General features: G+C 57.6%; 18 protein-coding genes, 1 tRNA gene and 1 pseudogene. 11 read left to right on the forward strand and 9 right to left on the reverse strand.

Annotation, left to right across the window (positions count from 1 at the left end):
- The first annotated feature begins 10 nt into the window (after positions 1–10).
- The 3 genes from U5J94_RS06625 (at position 11) to chrA (ending at position 2771) form a co-directional block, all read left to right on the forward strand.
- The gene (locus tag U5J94_RS06625; protein ID WP_322564854.1) at positions 11–544 is read left to right on the forward strand and encodes a DUF882 domain-containing protein; all 534 of its coding nucleotides are present in this window, start codon (positions 11–13) and stop codon (positions 542–544) included.
- 229 nt (positions 545–773) lie between these two features.
- Entirely contained in the window at positions 774–977 is a 204-nt protein-coding gene (locus tag U5J94_RS06630) for a cold-shock protein (RefSeq protein ID WP_322564855.1), read from the forward strand.
- A 444-nt stretch (positions 978–1421) separates the two neighbouring features.
- A complete protein-coding gene (gene chrA, locus U5J94_RS06635; protein ID WP_416224198.1) occupies positions 1422–2771 on the forward strand; it encodes a chromate efflux transporter in 1350 nt (449 codons plus the stop codon).
- Between the two features lie 309 nt (positions 2772–3080).
- Here the strand turns inward: chrA and U5J94_RS06640 are convergent, their stop codons facing one another.
- The 9 genes and pseudogenes from U5J94_RS06640 to hemA form a co-directional block, all read right to left on the reverse strand.
- Positions 3081–4400, reverse strand: coding sequence for a diguanylate cyclase domain-containing protein (locus tag U5J94_RS06640; RefSeq protein ID WP_322564857.1), 1320 nt, complete (start codon positions 4398–4400; stop codon positions 3081–3083).
- Between the two features lie 300 nt (positions 4401–4700).
- Positions 4701–5228, reverse strand: coding sequence for a cytochrome b (locus tag U5J94_RS06645; RefSeq protein ID WP_322564858.1), 528 nt, complete (start codon positions 5226–5228; stop codon positions 4701–4703).
- Positions 5229–6480: 1252 nt separating this feature from the next.
- Complete coding sequence (locus tag U5J94_RS06650; RefSeq protein ID WP_322564859.1) at positions 6481–6774, reverse strand: HigA family addiction module antitoxin; 294 nt, start codon at positions 6772–6774, stop codon at positions 6481–6483.
- Positions 6774–7052, reverse strand: a complete 279-nt coding sequence (locus tag U5J94_RS06655) for a type II toxin-antitoxin system RelE/ParE family toxin (RefSeq protein ID WP_322564860.1) — start codon at positions 7050–7052, stop codon at positions 6774–6776. Before U5J94_RS06655 ends, U5J94_RS06650 begins: the two co-directional genes overlap by 1 nt.
- A 233-nt stretch (positions 7053–7285) precedes the next feature.
- Positions 7286–7465 (reverse strand): annotated as a pseudogene (locus tag U5J94_RS06660) (carbonic anhydrase); the annotation flags it as partial.
- Between the two features lie 220 nt (positions 7466–7685).
- Positions 7686–7967, reverse strand: a complete 282-nt coding sequence (locus U5J94_RS06665) for a hypothetical protein (protein ID WP_322564862.1) — start codon at positions 7965–7967, stop codon at positions 7686–7688.
- Positions 7942–8229: a BrnT family toxin gene (locus U5J94_RS15265; RefSeq protein WP_416224156.1), complete on the reverse strand. Its 288-nt coding sequence runs from the start codon at positions 8227–8229 to the stop codon at positions 7942–7944. The genes U5J94_RS06665 and U5J94_RS15265 overlap by 26 nt, the downstream gene beginning before the upstream one ends.
- Before the next feature lie 274 nt (positions 8230–8503).
- Complete coding sequence (gene prfA / locus U5J94_RS06675; RefSeq protein WP_322564864.1) at positions 8504–9589, reverse strand: peptide chain release factor 1; 1086 nt, start codon at positions 9587–9589, stop codon at positions 8504–8506.
- Between the two features lie 12 nt (positions 9590–9601).
- Complete coding sequence (gene hemA / locus U5J94_RS06680) at positions 9602–10870, reverse strand: glutamyl-tRNA reductase (protein WP_322564865.1); 1269 nt, start codon at positions 10868–10870, stop codon at positions 9602–9604.
- Between the two features lie 171 nt (positions 10871–11041).
- On the opposite strand from hemA, the gene U5J94_RS06685 reads away from it, so the two are divergent.
- From U5J94_RS06685 to pth, 8 genes are all read left to right on the forward strand, one after another.
- A complete protein-coding gene (locus U5J94_RS06685; protein ID WP_322564866.1) occupies positions 11042–12787 on the forward strand; it encodes a tetratricopeptide repeat protein in 1746 nt (581 codons plus the stop codon).
- A complete protein-coding gene (lolB, locus tag U5J94_RS06690) occupies positions 12784–13371 on the forward strand; it encodes a lipoprotein insertase outer membrane protein LolB (protein WP_322564867.1) in 588 nt (195 codons plus the stop codon). The genes U5J94_RS06685 and lolB overlap by 4 nt, the downstream gene beginning before the upstream one ends.
- Positions 13372–13379: 8 nt before the next feature.
- Positions 13380–13946, forward strand: coding sequence for a hypothetical protein (locus U5J94_RS06695; protein ID WP_322564868.1), 567 nt, complete (start codon positions 13380–13382; stop codon positions 13944–13946).
- Between the two features lie 2 nt (positions 13947–13948).
- Entirely contained in the window at positions 13949–14809 is an 861-nt protein-coding gene (ispE, locus tag U5J94_RS06700; RefSeq protein WP_322564869.1) for a 4-(cytidine 5'-diphospho)-2-C-methyl-D-erythritol kinase, read from the forward strand.
- Between the two features lie 53 nt (positions 14810–14862).
- A tRNA-Gln gene (locus U5J94_RS06705) sits at positions 14863–14937 on the forward strand.
- Between the two features lie 737 nt (positions 14938–15674).
- On the forward strand, positions 15675–16613 hold the full coding sequence (locus U5J94_RS06710; protein ID WP_322566471.1) for a ribose-phosphate diphosphokinase: 939 nt from the start codon (positions 15675–15677) through the stop codon (positions 16611–16613).
- Between the two features lie 97 nt (positions 16614–16710).
- Positions 16711–17364: a 50S ribosomal protein L25/general stress protein Ctc gene (locus tag U5J94_RS06715; RefSeq protein ID WP_322564870.1), complete on the forward strand. Its 654-nt coding sequence runs from the start codon at positions 16711–16713 to the stop codon at positions 17362–17364.
- 50 nt (positions 17365–17414) lie between these two features.
- A complete protein-coding gene (gene pth, locus U5J94_RS06720) occupies positions 17415–17981 on the forward strand; it encodes an aminoacyl-tRNA hydrolase (protein ID WP_322564871.1) in 567 nt (188 codons plus the stop codon).
- Positions 17982–17984: the final 3 nt, after the last annotated feature.

Here is a 17984-nt window from a genome sequence, read left to right on the forward strand (position 1 = left end):
GTCCAATATCATGACCACACGTCGTCACTTTCTGCGCGCCGCCAGCGGAGTGCTTGGCCTGCTTGCCGCGCCCACGGCTTTCGCGCGTATGACAAACCGGGACGAACGCGTGCTGCACTTTCATAATTTGCACACCGGTGAAAGCCTGGATGCCACGTATTGGGCCGGGGGTGACTACGTCCCGGAACAGCTGGCCGCGCTGGATCATTTGTTGCGTGACCACCGGACCGGTCAGGCCACCAAAATGGACCGCAAGCTGTATGATCTGCTGTTTGCTTTACAGCAGGAAGTTGGCCGTTTTGGCACTTATCATGTCATTTCAGGCTATCGCTCGTCCCGAACCAACGCCATGCTGAACAAAACCAGCACCGGGGTCGCCAAACGCAGCCTGCACACCCGGGGCAAGGCCATTGATATCCGGCTGCCCGGCACCGATCTCAAGCATTTGCGTGAAGCGGCGCTACGTCTGAAGGCCGGTGGCGTGGGCTATTATCCCGATTCCAACTTTATCCACGTGGACACGGGCCGCCCCCGATTCTGGTAAAACCGGCTGTCCCGGGCCGTTTTGCGACGAGCCCACCGGGGGAAAAATCGTATTCAATGACTGATTTGGCTGGCTTGTTGAGTGGTTATGCTGTAATGTATATCAGTAACAGTTTCATCTAGTCGTTCCGGAAGTTCCTCTTGCAGTGTATTCAGCAGATTCTCCCGAAATTTCTAAGTATCAAACTGTCTGTAATACATTGTTTTTTAATATATTAAAGAGGTTCCGTATGAGCACAGGTACAGTTAAGTGGTTTAACGACAGTAAAGGTTTTGGCTTTATTACCCCGAGCGAAGGTGGCGATGACGTATTCGTTCATCATTCCGCCATCCAGGGCAGTGGGTTTAAATCCCTGGCGGAAGGTCAGCAGGTCACGTTTGACACCGAACGCGGTCAAAAAGGCCTGAGCGCGACCAACGTCACCCCGCAATAACCCTTATCAGGTCATTGCGACAAAAAGCCCCGCCTCAGTGCGGGGTTTTTTTATACCCTTTTTTACCCCGTCGCCCCTCAGAACAGACCGCCCCTCCCCGCTAGCGGGCGATCTGTTGCTGCATCAGTGAGTTGCGTATACGGGTGATCTTCTCGGCGTTCTTCTGTCATGCCGCTTCGGTGACTTCCGGCGGGCTGATGCGCATGGTGGGAAGCGCTTGCCGGAAGTCTGTACTCGCCGGCAATCAGGCCGCGGGGCGTGGTCGTTATCCAGTAAGAGGTACATATTTCATCCCTGCAGATTGACTAACAGGCCATGAAGTAATGCCTGATGCGAGTTAATTCTTGTTATTTTAAAGGGGAAATCGGAGCGGGGAATAACACAATCCCGCTGAACAGGATGAGATGAATGATACAATTCGCCATCGAAAAAAAGGAACAGAGGATGTCGATAGAACAACAACAAACAGACAAGTTGCCCACCTCCGTTCCGTTACGGGAATTTTTTCTCTACTGGCTCAAACTCGGGTTTATCAGCTTCGGGGGCCCGGCGGGCCAGATCAGCATGATGCATCAGGAGCTGGTGGAAAAGCGCCGTTGGATATCAGAGCGTCGCTTCCTGCATGCATTAAACTACACGATGGTTCTGCCGGGCCCGGAGGCACAGCAGCTGGCCACTTATATCGGTTGGCTGCTGCATGGCGTCTGGGGTGGCATTATGGCCGGAGCTTTATTTGTTCTGCCGTCTCTGATTATTATCGGCGGCCTGACCTGGGGCTATCTGGAATACGGCGATGTGCGGGCCGTCGAGGGTGTACTGTATGGTGTCAAGCCCGCAGTGACGGCGATTGTCGTCTTCGCTGCCTATCGGATCGGTACCCGGGCACTGAAGAATAACGCGCTCTACGCCATTGCGGTGTTGGCCTTTATCGCCATCTTCGTTTTAAATGTGCCTTTCCCCTATATTGTTATCGGTGCCGGTATTATCGGCTATGTGGGTTTTCGCTTCGCCCCCGACAAGTTCAACAGCAAGGGGCATGGCGGGGAAGCCGGTCATTCGTACGGCCCGGCGATTATCGATGACCATACGCCGGTTCCCGAACATGCCCGGTTCAAGTGGCGACGCGTGGTTGTGATTGTCCTTGTCGGACTTGTCTTGTGGGCTGCGGTAATGCTCGGATTGCTGGCGACATATGGCTGGCAGGGCACCCTGACCCAGATGGGGTGGTTCTTTACCAAGGCCGCGCTGGTGACTTTCGGCGGCGCATATGCCGTCCTGCCGTACGTCTACCAGGGCGGTGTCGAGCAGTATGCCTGGCTGAATGCCACGCAGATGATAGACGGGCTGGCCCTGGGTGAGTCGACGCCCGGACCGCTGATCATGATCGTCGCCTTCGTCGGCTTTGTCGGCGGCTGGACAAAAGGGATCTTCGGTCCCGAACTGTTGCCCCTGGCGGGGGCCGCCGGCGCAAGCATTGCGACCCTGTTTACCTTCCTGCCGTCATTCCTGTTTATCCTGCTCGGCGGGCCCTTTGTTGAGTCGACGCGCCACGATATCAAGTTCACCGGCCCCCTTACCGGGATTACCGCCGCCGTGGTTGGCGTTATCCTCAATCTGGCGATGTTCTTTGCCTACCATGTGCTCTGGCCGCAAGGGTTCGAGGGAACGTTTGACTGGTTTTCCGCTCTGCTTGGCCTGGCGGCATTTGTTGCGCTGTTCAGGTTCAAAATCGGCATCCTCCCGGTTATCGCCGCCAGTGCAATAATCGGTATGGGTTATACCTTGTTGTTATAGACATCCGCGGGTTGCAGGCGCTTCCGACAAAAATCGGGGCAGAGCCTGAGGTATCTGTGGCCTTGAGCCGGACAAACCTGTCAGCCTGCAGGCCCGGTAAAGCACCCTGCAGACAAACTCCACGGTATCGTGAAAATTCCTAAAAGGGAGATAATGCAAAGAACCACAGGCCGTTTATGCACGTTGTGTGAGTACAAGGAACGTAAAGAGAAAAATGTTAGACCAATCCCGGCATTCGCGCTGTGGACAGCTTAGCGCTGTTGGGATTCGCCCTGTGAAGTTGTCTTGCCCGATCGGGGAGCTACTGAATCATTGCCGTTTCACTGCGTACATGTCGGCATCGGCCTGGCGAAACAGTTGTTCCCGATCCTCACCCTGGTCCGGGTAGACGGCGACGCCGATACTGACGGAGATTGTCAGCTTTTGACCGGCGATATCGAAAGGTGCGGCGATGGTGGTGCGAATCCGGTCGGTGATGATACCGGTGTACTCCGGTCCCAGGATATTGGTTAACAGCACGGTAAATTCGTCGCCGCCCATCCGCCCGACGGTGTCTGATTCACGCACGCACTGAATAAGACGGTGCGCCATATCGCGCAGGAGTTGATCCCCGACCTCGTGGCCAAAGCTATCGTTAACGTGCTTGAAATCTTTCAGGTCCAGATAAAGCAGGGCCAGTTGTTCACCCTCGCGGTGTGCCCGGGCCAGTGCTACATCGAAACGGTCATTAAAAAGCGCTCGATTGGGAAGATCTGTCAGCACATCATGATGTGCCCTGTGAAAAAGCTCGGCTTCCGACTGTTTGCGCCTGATGGCCGAGGCCACCTGGGTCGAGATGAAATGCAACAACTGTTTGTCATCTTCGGTGTAACGGCGTTTGCCCGAATCTGTCTGAATCACCAGCGCGCCCATAATACCCTGTTCGCTAAGCAGGGGTACGCCCAGCCAGTCAAGGGCCTCGGAGGTCGTCGACGGCGCTGTCTTGCCGGCCGCACCGTCATCCGGGGCATTGATTAACACAGCCTGCCTCGAGCGAATCACCTCGGCAATCGGGTTGCCGGGCACCAGGGATTGCCGTTCAGGTTGCGTTGCCTGGGGATTGGCCAGGTAGGGGAAGGACACCTGCTCGTCCGCCTCATCGTACAACGCCACGGTGAAGTCATCGGCGGGCACCAGCTCGTCGATAATCTGATGGATGTGCCGGCACAGCGTTGTCAAATCCTCGCTCGTATGCGCTGCTTCGGATATCCGGTACAGCGCATTGCGGGTGTGCTCAACGCGCTTGAGTTCGGTGATATTGCGCGCGACCGCCAGACGCAGACGGTCAGACGCCGACCAGCTGGCCGACCACATGATATCCACCACCCGGCCATCCTTGCGTACGTAGCGATTCTCGAAATGCGGGTGTGGCTGACCGCCCATGATGGCCGCGGCGGCCTGCAGAGTCCGTTCCCGGTCTTCTTCAAATACAAACTCGATCATGTTCCGGCCGATCATTTCATCCGGCGTATAGCCGAAGATGCGCTCGCAGGCGGTGCTGACAAAAATAAACCGGCCCTCGTCATCGACCACACAGACGGCATCCAGCAACAGGTTCATGACCTTAGGTAGTAGGGTAAGAGAGTCCATCGTCATTGATTAAAGTATCGAAATGGCCCCGTGGGATTATATTGTTGTGACTGCCGGGCGGTTAATCCTTCAGTCATATTTGCGGTTGAGAATTAGCCACGATATTAGCAGGGAGGGAGGGGCTTTTCGAGTTGAATCTAACGAATTCCTGGGGTCCGAATTCCTGGTGGAATTCCTGGGGTTAGGTCTTGGAATTCCTGGGGTCAGGTCTTGCGTTTTGCTTCTTGAAAGGCAAAAGGCAAGACCTGACCCCGAGCTTATTAATTAGCGCGTCTTGTTAGACCTGAATCCATTAATCGATTACATGTCTGCAGGCGTTTCTCGTTTTCCGCTGTTTATATAATGACGAATTCCGCCAATAAAGTGCAGAACGAGTAATGCCGGTAGCAAATATATGCCAGTGTTTACATGAATCCATTCCATTGGTTCGTGAATGACCGACAAGCTTTCAAGAGGCACGCAAACAGAAAACCAATTGAAAACATCGACGCACTCATTTTCCGTGAACAGGTACATCGGACCCGTAACCACCATAAGCACCAAAAAAAGCAATATTGCCCTGTGAACTACATAAGCAGCCCAGCGTTCCCAAACGATTTCCCCAACATTCTCTGGAAACCCCTCATACAACCGGAATATTACGCGCCATGCCACGAAAAGGAACACAAAGAAGCCCAGGGATATATGAATACCCAGCACATAATCCTCGATTATCTCTGATGGTGCTGCGGCCACTGTATAACCCAGAGCCAGCATGACAACGACAAGAAGCGCCGTTACCCAGTGATTAATAGTAGAGATTGCAGAGTAGCGACGTTGATTTTGCATTTTTTATTCCATATTGGTGGTCGAACGTTTAGCTTGAGGGGTGCGGAGGCGGCAAGCGAAGCTTGCTGGCGGAGCGTCACTCTCGAAGCGCGGGTTAGGCATATCAGCGCTCCGAGTCAATATTGAACCAGGGGCGCCAGGTTCCGACGAGCCTATCTTCTTGAAAGAATCTCTCTGCGATTGCGTTGTCTTCAAAGTCATTTTGGTATGAAAAGCCGACTGACGTTCGGATGATGCTCAGAGGATTCTGTTCATTCGGAAAGATGTGTTCAATGCCCCAGCGAAGTTGGCATGAAGTGGTGTCTGGGGTCGCCTTATGGTGCTCTGGATGTGGTTCGTGAAGACGACCTTGACTCTTGCTCTTGATGTGAAGTGCGAATCGTTTGCGCAGATTGGTCGACTTTCCTACATAAAGGCAAGGGTAGGTGAGGCCGTCGGGCCACCAGTCTCGATACTCAACGTTAACGCGAACCTCGTTCGGTCCCTTTAACACGATAGTCCGGTTTGACGTTAGGAGCGTGGCACGATTGCCAATCCACCAGAACGCATACACACCTGGGCCAGCCGGAATGGGGGACGGGCGTGTATCAGAAATGTGGGCGACGCTCTGTATGGATGACGGTGTATGCATTTGAGATGCCTAGTGATTTAGGCAGAATCTGTCTTTTTTTCAGGATATAGGCAGATTCTGTCTATAAAAATTTTTGTTAAATTCAGAATTTAACCCTAATCGTAGCAGCACTTTCCCGGTTTTTCGAGGCAGGAAGGGGCTCGTGGTCTGGTATCAGGGTTACCCCTGATCCAACTAGTGGGCTCTTGAGTCCCGTTAGACGACGCCGAGCATCGCAGTGGAAGGAGGATTTGCCCGTAGGGTGCGCGCATGGACGCGCGCACTCGCCAGAGGGCCAAGGATGGCCCTTCTGGCGAGCCCGACCGGAGCGAGAAGCGCAGGGAACCGGTTCTGCCATTGGAAATGGCTGAACCGGCGGCGTCTTTCGGGCGCGTTTTCTTTGGTTCTGTTTCTTTGTCGCGTGACAAAGAAATGAACCCGAGGCGCGCTGGCGGGTCAGCGCTTTCAAGATCAGGGACGCCCGCAGGGCGAACCTTTTTTAAAGACTGGATTGTCTCGCCACATCCCCGTGGCTCTCCCTTCGGGCGCACTAAAGTGCGATCAAATTTGTTCCGGACAAATTTGTTCGGCTCAAGGCCGGAGTGACGAGACTGTCGGAAGCTGAACATTGCAGCTAAAAGATTACGCGGCGCTTAGCCGAACTTTACGGACTTTGCCCAGTTTCAGGGTTTTTCCCGTATGCCAGAGATCGTAAGCATCTTGCATGGCAAGCCAGCTTTCCGGGCTGCGTCCCAACGCTTTTGAAAGGCGTAAAGCCATTTCCGGACTGATTCCACTCTGTTGCTTTAAAATCCGGTTAAGCGTGGATGGTGATACATCAAGCTGTTCCGCCAGATACCGGCAACTCAAGCCGTAAGGCTCCATATATGTCGCAAAGATGAATTCGCCGGGGTGGGGCGGGTTATTCATAACCATTAGTGATAATCCTCGTAATCAAGCTGATACACATTGCCATCAACAAACTCAAAGGTCAGTCGCCAGTTGCCACTGACTGATATAGCCCAGATGCCTTTTCGGTTTCCTTTCAGTTCGTGCAAGTTGTATCCGGGAATGTCGAGATCGGTTATTTCCAGGGCTGTATCAAGGGCGGCTAATTGCATCCAAAGCCTTTTGGTGTGTTTCGCCTGAATGCCGCGGGTACTCCCGGTCTCGTAATACCGCATCAATCCCTTGTGGCGGAATGTTTTGATCATGAATGTCAGTTTAGCGTGTTGCGCAACAGTGTCAAGAAGTGTGGCGGGAATTTAATGGGCGAATGCCCGGGTCTCAAGGCTGGATTGTCTCGCCACATCCCTGTGGCTCGCCCTTTGGGCACACTAAAGTGCGACCAAATTTGTTCCTGACAAATTTGTCCGGGTCGCGCCTCCGCCTCGCCCGGAATGACGATGCAGGGGATGGCAGGAGGGAAGCCGATCTGATGTCCCGGTTATTTCGCCTTGCCTGCTTTTGTCGCTTCTTTTACCTCGTTCAACTTCCCGCTTTTGACATCGTAGATATATCCGTAGATCGGAATATCGTCCGGTACCAGGGGATGACTGCGAATGCGTTGTACGTCCTCGACCACGCTCTGTTCGTTGTCGGGGATGGTCAGCCAGTCAATGCGTCCTGCGGACGCAGGGCCGAGGGACGAGTTACGAGTAACGAGGAAAATCAAAACCCTGACCCCATACCCGCAGAGCGGCTCTGCCATAACAAATCTTTCTTACCAGTAATATCTCGCCTCGGGAACATCAACAACACTCGCGATTGTTTTCCTCGTTACTCGTAACTCGTCCCTCGGCCCTTTTCTATGCGTGCCAGGGCCCGCCCCGTTTATCTTCTTAACGTCACCGTCCAGCTGTGCGTTTCTTGCGTCGGCTGGAATGCTTTGCTGCAGGTTGTTTGTGGGCCAGCGTATACGCATCGAGCAACCGGCGTATCATCTTCTGGTATTGGGTGTGATGTTTTTCCGCCTCCTGCTTGAAGAATTCGACGCTTTCCCTGCTTAAAGCAATTGTCACTTTTACCGTATCCTCCTTGAACACAAGCTCTTCTGGAGCAGGGAGGAAATCCGGCACGACTTTTACCGGGCCGAGAGGCTCGTCAGTGTATTTGGTTTTCTCGCTCATAAATCTGCTTGCCTTTGCGCCAATAGCCAGCTCCAATAATTCGGATGAGACCATGGCGGTATGTAAATCGGACAGTCAGGATGCCATCTCCGACTTTCCCAAAACAGTAATACCGTTTTTCACCGTGACTGTGGGACGTGTCCTCCCCAATAACGCGGTCCGGATCAGCGAAAGCGATCTGCGCTTCTGAGAACGAAACGCCGTGTTTCACCTGATTGACAAGATCCTTCTCCGGATCCCATTCAAAGCTTTCCCTGCTCATTACAAAACCCTAGCCGAATTTCGGCCGGGTGTCCATATAATAATATGGCTTTATGTATGGCTATCGGCCGGCCAGAGTCGGAACCTCCGACAGTGATTCAGGCAGATTCTGCCTGTGAAAATTATTGTTAAATTCGGAATTTAGCCTTGATTCTGGCTGGGCGAGTATCAAGGGACCAGGGGCGAGTTACGAGGAGAAATAGAGTCGTTTTTTCTCTGCGTCTTTGCGCCTCCGCGACCTCTGCGTTATTTACCAGAGGACAAGAAAAGAGGCTTTATTCTTCTGCCATCGCCGCCAGCAGATCGGCCTGGTGTTCGTCGCTGAGGGCGTTGATGATTTCATCGAGGTTGCCTTGCATGACTTCCTCGAGTTTGTAGAGGGTGAGGTTGATGCGGTGATCGGTGATGCGGCCCTGGGGGAAGTTGTAGGTGCGGATGCGTTCGGAGCGATCGCCGCTGCCGACTAATGATTTACGGGTCTGGGCCTGTTCGCTTTGCTGTTTGTCGACTTCGATCTGCTGCAGCTTGGCCTGCAACAACGACATGGCCCTGGCGCGGTTTTTGTGTTGCGAGCGTTCTTCCTGGCATTCGACCACGATGCCGCTGGGCAGGTGGGTGAGGCGGATGGCCGAGTCGGTCTTGTTGATGTGCTGGCCGCCGGCGCCGGAGGCGCGGAAGGTGTCGATCTTGAGATCGGCCGGGTTGATGTCGACCTGCTCGACATCATCGGCTTCGGGCATGACCGCCACGGTGCAGGCCGAGGTGTGGATGCGGCCCTGGGATTCGGTTTCGGGAACCCGTTGCACGCGATGCACGCCGGATTCGAACTTCAGGTGGGAATAGGCGCCGTTGCCGGCGATGCGGGCGATGATCTCTTTATACCCGCCGTGCTCGCCTTCGCTTTCGCTCAGGATCTCCAGCTTCCAGCCCTGGCGTTCGGCATAGCGCGAGTACATGCGAAACAGATCGCCGGCGAAGATCGCCGCCTCGTCGCCGCCGGTGCCGGCGCGGATTTCCAGAAAGAGGTTCTTGTCGTCGTTGGGATCGCGCGGCAGCATCAGCGTTTGCAGTTCGTCTTCCAATGCTTGCATGCGCTGTTCGGCGTTGTGCAGTTCTTCCCCGGCCATTTCGCGCATCTCGCCGTCGGCGTCTTCGAGCATGGCGCGCGCTTCGTCGATCTCGCCGACGGTATCCTGGTACTGTTTGAAGACAGCGACGATCGGGTTGACCTGGGCGTATTCGCGCGACAGGTTGCGGAACTGGTTCTGATCATTGATCACGCCGGGATCGGCCAGCAGGGCGTTGATTTCCTCGAGGCGATCGACCAGGTTTTCCAACTTGGCTTGGATGGAGGCTTTCATCAGACTACGGGGTTACGCTTCGTCGTCTTTGATGCCGAGCAGATGGCGGGCGGTATCGAGCAGATCCTTGCGGCCTTCGAAGGCGGCCTGGTTCATCCGGACCGAGGGGTTGTGGATGAGTTTGTTGGTCAGGGTGCGGGCCAGTTCCTGCATGACTTCTTGCGGATTCTTGCCGGCGGCGAGCTGGCGTTCGGCGTTTTGCAGCGCCTCGTCACGAATATGATCGGCCTGTTCGCGGAAGCTGCGGATGGTGTCCACCGCTTCGAGCGAGCGCAGCCAGCCCATGAAGTGTTCGACCTGGTTGTCGATGATCTCCTCGGCCTGGCGGGCCGCTTCCTGGCGTGACTGGCGGCCCTCCTCGATCACATCGTGGAGATCGTCCACGGTGTAGAGATAGATGTCGGCCAGTTCGCCCACTTCCGGTTCGATGTCGCGCGGTACAGCAATATCGACCATGAACATGGGGCGGTGTTTGCGTTTTTTCACTGCCCGTTCCACCGCGCCCTTGCCCAGGATCGGCAACTGGCTGGCGGTGGAGGAGATGATGATGTCGGCCTCGACTAGCCGTGCCGGCATGTCGGAGAGGGTGATCGCCTCGCCGCCGAAGCCCTCGGCCAGTGAGTGGGCGCGTTCGACGGTGCGGTTGGCGACGATGATCTTTTTGATGCCCTGTTCCTGCAGATGCCGCGCCACCAGTTCGATGGTGTCGCCGGCGCCGACCAGCATGGCGGTGTGTTTGCCCAGGTCGGAGAAGATCCGCTTGCCCAGGTTGACCGCGGCAAAGGCGACCGAGACCGGGCTGGCACCGATGGCGGTGTCGGTGCGCACCTGCTTGGCGACGGAAAACGTATGCTGGAACAGGCGGTTGAGCTGGCGGCCGATGGCGCCGGCGTGGCTGGCGGTGTTGTAGGCGTCTTTGATCTGGCCCAGGATCTGCGGCTCGCCCAGGACCAGCGAGTCGAGTCCGCTGGCCACGCGCAGCAAATGCTGCACGGCCAGGTTGTCCAGATGGGTATAGAGATAGGGCTCGACCTCGTCGGCGTCGAGGTGATGGTATTCGCGGAACCAGTGCAGGATGTTCTCGACGTTGCTCTGGTTCTCGTCAAAACCGCAATACAGTTCGGTGCGGTTGCAGGTGGAGACGATGGCGCATTCGTTCACCGCGCCGCGGGATTGTAGATCGCGCAGTGCTTCCTCCAGCTTTTCGGGGGCGAACGAGACCTTCTCCCGGATATCCACCGGGGCGGTCTTGTGGTTGATGCCAAATGCCAGTAATGCCACGCGTCGTATGCCTGCGTATCCGTCTCGTGATGCCGGTTGTTGCTTGATTTGTCGAGTCTCTCACCCAACATTCTATATTATATCAGCGTCAAACCGGCGAAAGTTGGTTATAGTGGTTTCCCATGTCATCTACAATGATCAGAATCAAGTCCAGGTTGTAACGGTATTTTGATGAAAAATCTTATATTTATTATGTGCTTGGCGGTGTTTGTGAGCGCCTGCCAGTCACCTGCGCCGCCAAAGGCGCAGGATGATACCCCCGAAACAGGGCCGCTGACCAGTGAGCCTGCCGCCACACCCGATCCCGACGCCGCGTTGCCGCCGACAGCCTCGTTGTCCGGTGAAGTGCTCTATTACCTGCTGGCGGCGGAGATCGCCTTGCAGCGCAACCGCATGGATGTGGCCGTGGAGGGCTACAGCAAGGCGGCTGAACATACCGAGGATCCGCGTATCGCCGAGCGGGCGGCGCGCATCGCCGTCTATGCGCGGGATGATGCGCGGGCCCTGCAGGCGGCCGAAAAATGGGTGCGGCTGGATCCTGACAACCCTGAGGCGCGCCAGGTGCTGGCCGCGTTGCTGGTACGTGCCAGCCGGGGGGAGGAGGCCATGCCGCATTTCGAGGCGTTGTTGAGCCTGGGCAACGGGGAAGGGGAGCGTCAGCGTTATATGCTGATTACCACGCTGTTGAGCAAGGAAAAAGACCAGCAGGCGGCCCTGGAAACCATGCGCAAACTGGTGGCTGATCGGCAGGACAACCCCGATGCCCAGTACGCGCTGGCCCACCTGGCCCTGCTGGTAGACGACCTGGATCAGGCCGAACAGGCCGTCGAACGGGCCTTGGCCGCGCGCCCGGACTGGTCCGAGGCGCACCTGCTGCGGGCCAATATCCTGCTTCGCCGGGGAGAGACCAAACGCTTGATCCGGTTGTTGCAGGCGGAGCTGGACAGACGGCCGCAGAATGTGGCGCTACGAATGTTCCTGGCCCGCAAGCTGGTTGATGAACAGCAGTTCGATGCGGCCCGCCGCGAATTTAACACCGTGCTGGTACATCAGCCCGGTAATGCCGATGCGCTCTACGCGCAGGGGCTACTGGCCCTGCAGCTGGAGGATTTCCAACAGGCCGAGGCCAGTTTCAAGCAGTTGATTGCGCAAAAACAGCGGGTTAACGAGGCGCGCTATTATCTGGGCCAGACGGCCGAGATGCAGGACGAGACCGAACTGGCGCTCGATTTCTACACCATGATCGACGACGGCAAGCACTATGTGGATGCCCGAATCCGCGCCGCCGGGATTCTGGTCGAACGGGACGGTCTGACGGCGGGGCGCGAGCATCTGCAAGCGGCCCGCACCGACAACCTGGACGATGAACTGCGCTTCTATCTGGCCGAAGGCGAGCTGCTGCGCAATGCCCGCGAATATGAACAGGCCTATCAGCTGTACAGCGCCGCACTGGAGCAGATGCCCGATAACAGCCGCTTGTTGTATGCCCGGGCCCTGACCGCCGAGAAGCTGGAAAACCTGGAACAGGCCCTCGCCGATTTGCAACGCATCGTTGACAACGAACCCAATAATGCCGAGGCGCTCAACGCCCTGGGTTATACCCTGGTGGATGCCACCGATCGCATCGACGAGGGCTTCGGCTATATCCGCCGCGCCTACAAGATCAGGCCCGATGAACCGGCGATTATCGACAGCATGGGCTGGGCCTATTACCGCAAGGGCGAGCACGCCAGGGCGCTGGACTATTTGCAACGGGCCTTCGACAAGCTCAAGGACGGCGAGATCGCCGCACACCTGGGCGAAGTGTTATGGGTTACTGGCCGCCGGGCGGATGCCCGCAAGGTCTGGGACGAGGCCCTGCGCGAGGCGCCCGAGCACCCGCTGCTGCTCAACGTGATCGAGCGGCTGACCCGATGAGGTACTGGCTTGTGTTGGCCACCGGCCTCTGGCTGGCCGGGTGTGCCGCGCCGCCGGCGGATCGCGGTCCGCCGCCAGACCGGGAGGCGCGTCAACAACAGCTCGACGCGCTCGACAGCTGGCGGGTAAAAGGCCGGGTGGCCATTATTAACGGCACCGAAGCCTGGCATCTGAACGTGATCTGGCGCCAGCAGGATGATGAATACCACATCGAGTTGTGGGGACCGTTCGGCAGCGGTCGGGTGCAACTGGAAGGCGATGCGCAAGGTGTCCGGCTGGTCGACTCCCACCGGCGGACCTATTACGCCCGCGATCCGGAAAGCCTGCTCTATGAACATACCGGGGTGAAGATGCCGGTAAGCGGCCTGCGCTACTGGATCCTGGGACTGACCGATCCGCAGCAGGATCAACAGCAGCCGCGCCGCGATGAGCGGGACCGCCTGGCCTCGGTGCAGCAGGGCAGCTGGTATGTCAACTTCCGGCGCTATACCCGGCTCGGGCAGGTGGTACTGCCGGATCGCCTCTGGGTGGATAAAGACGATCTGCAGGTCAAGCTGGTGGTGGATGACTGGCAGCTGCCATAATTCACCCGATGACTTCTTCCGCGCGCCGCCTCTATCTTTCTGTTGCCGTCAAACTGCTGTTCCTCGCGGGACTCGGCGCCCTGGCGACGGTGCTGATCGCCAGTATCGGTGTCGGAGGCGGCGGTCAGCAGACAGCCGCGGATCCCTGGCGCCTCGAAGTGGACTGGTCGGCGATTGCCCCGGGCGAGTATCAGGCCGTTGAGTGGCCCTCCGGGAAGCGGGTCTGGATCTATCGCCGGCGGCCCGGGACGATCGCGCAACTGGCGGCGCGGGCGCCGGGTGAGTTGCGGGATCCCGATTCCCGGCGCAGCCGTCAGCCGGCGGATCTCAATCCCGCCTGGCGCTCGCGCCATCCCGAAGTGTTTGTCTTTTTGCCCTACGAGAGCCGGCGCGGCTGCCGGGTGCGGCTGGACGCCCTCCGACGGCAATGGGTCGATCCCTGCCATGGGGCGCGTTTCGATCTGGCCGGGCGCCTGTTGCGGGAGACGGGCGTGGCCGACCAGCAGAACCTGCGCGTGCCCGATTACGAACTGATTGGGCCGCAGCGGCTGCGCCTGTTGCCACCGGGAGCCTGAGCATGCGCGGATCCGCATTGACCGATCCTGGGTGGTGGCCGGCCCCGGCCAAGCTGAACCTGTTTTTGCATATCACCGGCCGCCGGGATGACGGCTATCATCTGTTGCAGACGGTCTTCCAGTTGCTCGATTACGGCGACCGGCTGGCATTTTCCCTGCGTGATGACGGGGCGATCCATCGGGTGACGGAGCTGGCGGGTGTGCCGGCCGGGCAGGATCTGGTGGTGCGTGCGGCGCGCCTCTTGCAGGAGGCCGGCGGCGTCGAGACTGGCGTGGATATCCGTGTCGATAAGCGCCTGCCGATGGGCGGGGGGCTGGGCGGCGGCAGCTCCAACGCCGCCACCACGCTGGTGGCGCTCAACCACCTGTGGGCTACCCGGCTGGGGGAGGACGAACTGGCGGAACTGGGCGCGCAACTGGGGGCCGACGTGCCGGTCTTCGTGCGCGGCCACAGCGCCTGGGCCGAGGGTGTCGGCGAGCAATTGCAGTCGCTGGATCTGCCAAAGCGCTGGTATCTGGTATTGATTCCGCCGGTAACTGTCTCAACAGCGGCGATTTTCTCTGATTCGCATTTGCGGCGGGATTGCCCACCCATTACAATACGCGACTTTCTGGCCGCGCCCGAAAGTCCGCAATGGGGCAACGTCTGTGAAGCGCCGGTCCGCGCCCGCTACCCTGAAGTAGCCGCGGCTCTGGAGGCGCTCGACGCCCTGGCTCCGGCCCGCCTGACCGGCACCGGCGCCTGCGTCTTCGCGGCATTCGAAAGCGAGGCGGCCGCCAACGCCGCCTGGCAGCAACTGGCCAAAAACTGGCAGGGATTCGTGGCCCGGGGCGTCAACGAATCACCTTTAATACAGTACTGAGTGCTAAGTTCTTAGTACTTGGTACTTGGTACTTAGGACTGAGAACTATTATTTGGGGTGTAGCCAAGCGGTAAGGCACTGGATTTTGATTCCAGCATGCGCAGGTTCGAATCCTGCCACCCCAGCCATAAATGTGAGCAAGGCTGATCGACAGCGTCCGGTATTGAACTAACGACGCTGAGGCGAGGCAGGATGAGAACCGTAAAAGGTTCGACAAATTTGTCCGGAACAAATTTGAACCGGGGAGCACAGCGACACGGGCCCCGAAGGGGCGAGGCGCAGGGAAGCGCCGAGTAATCCTGCCACCCCAGCCATAAATGTGAGCAAGGCTGATCGACAGCGTCCGGTATTGAACTAACGACGCTGAGGCGAGGCAGGATGAGAACCGTAAAAGGTTCGACAAATTTGTCCGGAACAAATTTGAACCGGGGAGCACAGCGACACGGGCCCCGAAGGGGCGAGGCGCAGGGAAGCGCCGAGTAATCCTGCCACCCCAGCCATAAATGTGAGCAAGGCTGATCGACAGCGTCCGGTATTGAACTAACGACGCTGAGGCGAGGCAGGATGAGAACCGTAAAAGGTTCGACAAATTTGTCCGGAACAAATTTGAACCGGGGAGCACAGCGACACGGGCCCCGAAGGGGCGAGGCGCAGGGAAGCGCCGAGTAATCCTGCCACCCCAGCCATTAATTTTGCGATGGTCGGTTAACAAGTGAGATCATCGCAAGGCGATAACGGGTCAAGACAAGGCAGGATAAGCGTTCTGCAGGGTTCACATGTTTTTCAAGCTGCCACGCCAGGCGAAATGATGCTAAACAATCGACCAGAACTGGATCTCCCCGGGAACCGTGCCGCCGAGCGCAGCATGATGATCTTCGCGGGCAATGCCAACCCGCAACTGGCGCAGGACATTACCGCGCGTCTGAGCATGCCGCTGGGCAAGGCGCTGGTGGGCAAGTTCAGCGACGACGAGGTCATGGTGGAGATCATGGAAAATGTCCGCGGCAAGGACATTTTCATCGTCCAGCCCACCTGCCGTCCGTCGAACGACAATTTGATGGAACTGCTGGTCATGGTCGATGCGCTGCGCCGTTCCTCGGCCGCGCGTATCACTGCCGTGATTCCGTACTTCGGTTACGCGCGCCAGGATCGCCGGCCGCGTTCGGCGCGGGTGCCGATCACCGCCAAGGTGGTGGCTGACATGATCAGCGCGGCCGGGACCGACCGGGTACTGACCGTGGATCTGCATGCCGATCAGATCCAGGGCTTTTTCAACATCCCGGTGGACAATGTCTATGCCTCGCCGATTTTGCTGGGCGATGTCTGGCGTCAGAAGTATCCGAATCTGATGGTGGTCTCGCCCGATGTGGGCGGCGTGGTTCGCGCCCGGGCCCTGGCCAAGCGACTGGACGACGCGGACCTGGCGATTATCGACAAGCGCCGGCCGCGCGCCAACGAAGCGCGGGTGATGAACATTATCGGCGATGTGCGGGATCGCACCTGCATCATTGTCGACGATCTGGTGGATACCGCCGGCACGCTGTGCAAGGCGGCCAACGCGCTCAAGGAACACGGGGCACGCAAGGTGGTCGCGTACTGCACCCACCCGGTATTGTCCGGCCCGGCGGTGGATAACATTACTCACTCGGCGCTGGACGAGCTGGTGGTGACCGACACCATTCCGTTGTCGCCCGCCGCCAGCAAGTGTCCGAATGTTCGGCAGCTGAGTATCGCCGAGTTGCTGGCGGAGACCATCCGTCGTATCAGCAGCGAAGAATCGGTCAGCAGTCTGTTTGTCGACTGACTGCTGACGATCCCGCCTTTTTACCGGCGGGCAACGCCGTCTCTGGTCGCGGGGACGGCATCGCGCATTTTGCGCACTATGTAACAGGAGATTCACCATGAGTGATTTTGTATTGCAAGCAGAACCCCGCAGCGATCAGGGCAAAGGTGCGAGCCGCCGCCTGCGTCGCACGGGCCGAGTACCGGCCGTCATGTACGGCGCCGGCAAGGACCCGGTGATGTTGGCACTGGATCATGACGACCTGGTCAACTCGTTAAAGAATGAAGCGTTCTTCTCCTCGATCCTGACCATCGAGCTGGGTAAGGACAAAGATCAGGCCATTATCAAGGACCTGCAGCGTCATCCCGGCAAGCCCTATATCCTGCATATGGATCTGCAACGCGTCAGCGCCAACGAAGCGATTCGTGTGCAAGTGCCGTTGCACTTTATGAATGAAGAGAAGTGCCCGGGCGTCAAGGAAGGCGGGGTAATTACCCATAACATTACCGATGTGGAAGTGTCCTGTCTGCCCAGGAACCTGCCCGAGTACATCGAACTGGATCTGGGTAACCTGGATTTGGAAGATACCGTTCATCTGACCGATCTCAAACTGCCGGAAGGCGTTGAATTGGTGGAACTGATGCACGGTGAAGAGCATGACCAGCCGGTTGTGGGTATTCATCTGCCGCGCGCTGCCAAGGAAGAGGAAGAAGAAGGTGGTGAAGAGGGCGGCGAAGAAGCCACTGAAGCCACCGGCGGCGAAGAAAGCTAACTCTTTTTCTTCGCATCAACGGACTCTGGTAACCGGCGTTGTCTGCACGTGTGCAACTGATTGTTGGCCTGGGAAATCCCGGGCCCGAATATGAGGGCACACCGCACAACGCCGGTTTCTGGTTTGTGGACGCGGTCGCCCGCCAGCATCACGCCATTTTCAAACCCGAAAAAAAATTTCATGGCGAGGTCGCCAGGTTCAGCCATGCCGGTCAGGATGTCTGGTTGCTGAAACCGGTGACCTACATGAATCTCAGCGGTCAGGCCGTACAGGCCCTGGCCCGTTTTTTCAAAATCGGCACAGAGAATATCCTTGTTGTTCACGATGACCTGGATCTGCCACCCGGGACGGCCCGACTCAAACAGGGCGGCGGCCACGGCGGCCATAACGGCCTGCGCGACATTATCAGCAAGATGGGGGGCAACGGCTTTCAGCGTCTGCGCATCGGCATCGGCCATCCCGGTGATAAAAGCCGGGTCACTGGCCATGTACTGAAAAAGGCCGGCAAGGACGATAAGATCGCCATCGAGAACGCCATCGACGCGGCCCTGAAAGTCCTGCCGGAAGTGCTCGACGGCGAACTGCCCAAAGCGATGAACGAACTTCATCGAAGCTAGAAA

The organism is Thiohalophilus sp., from assembly GCF_034522235.1.
In the GTDB taxonomy this organism is placed as follows: domain Bacteria; phylum Pseudomonadota; class Gammaproteobacteria; order UBA6429; family Thiohalophilaceae; genus Thiohalophilus.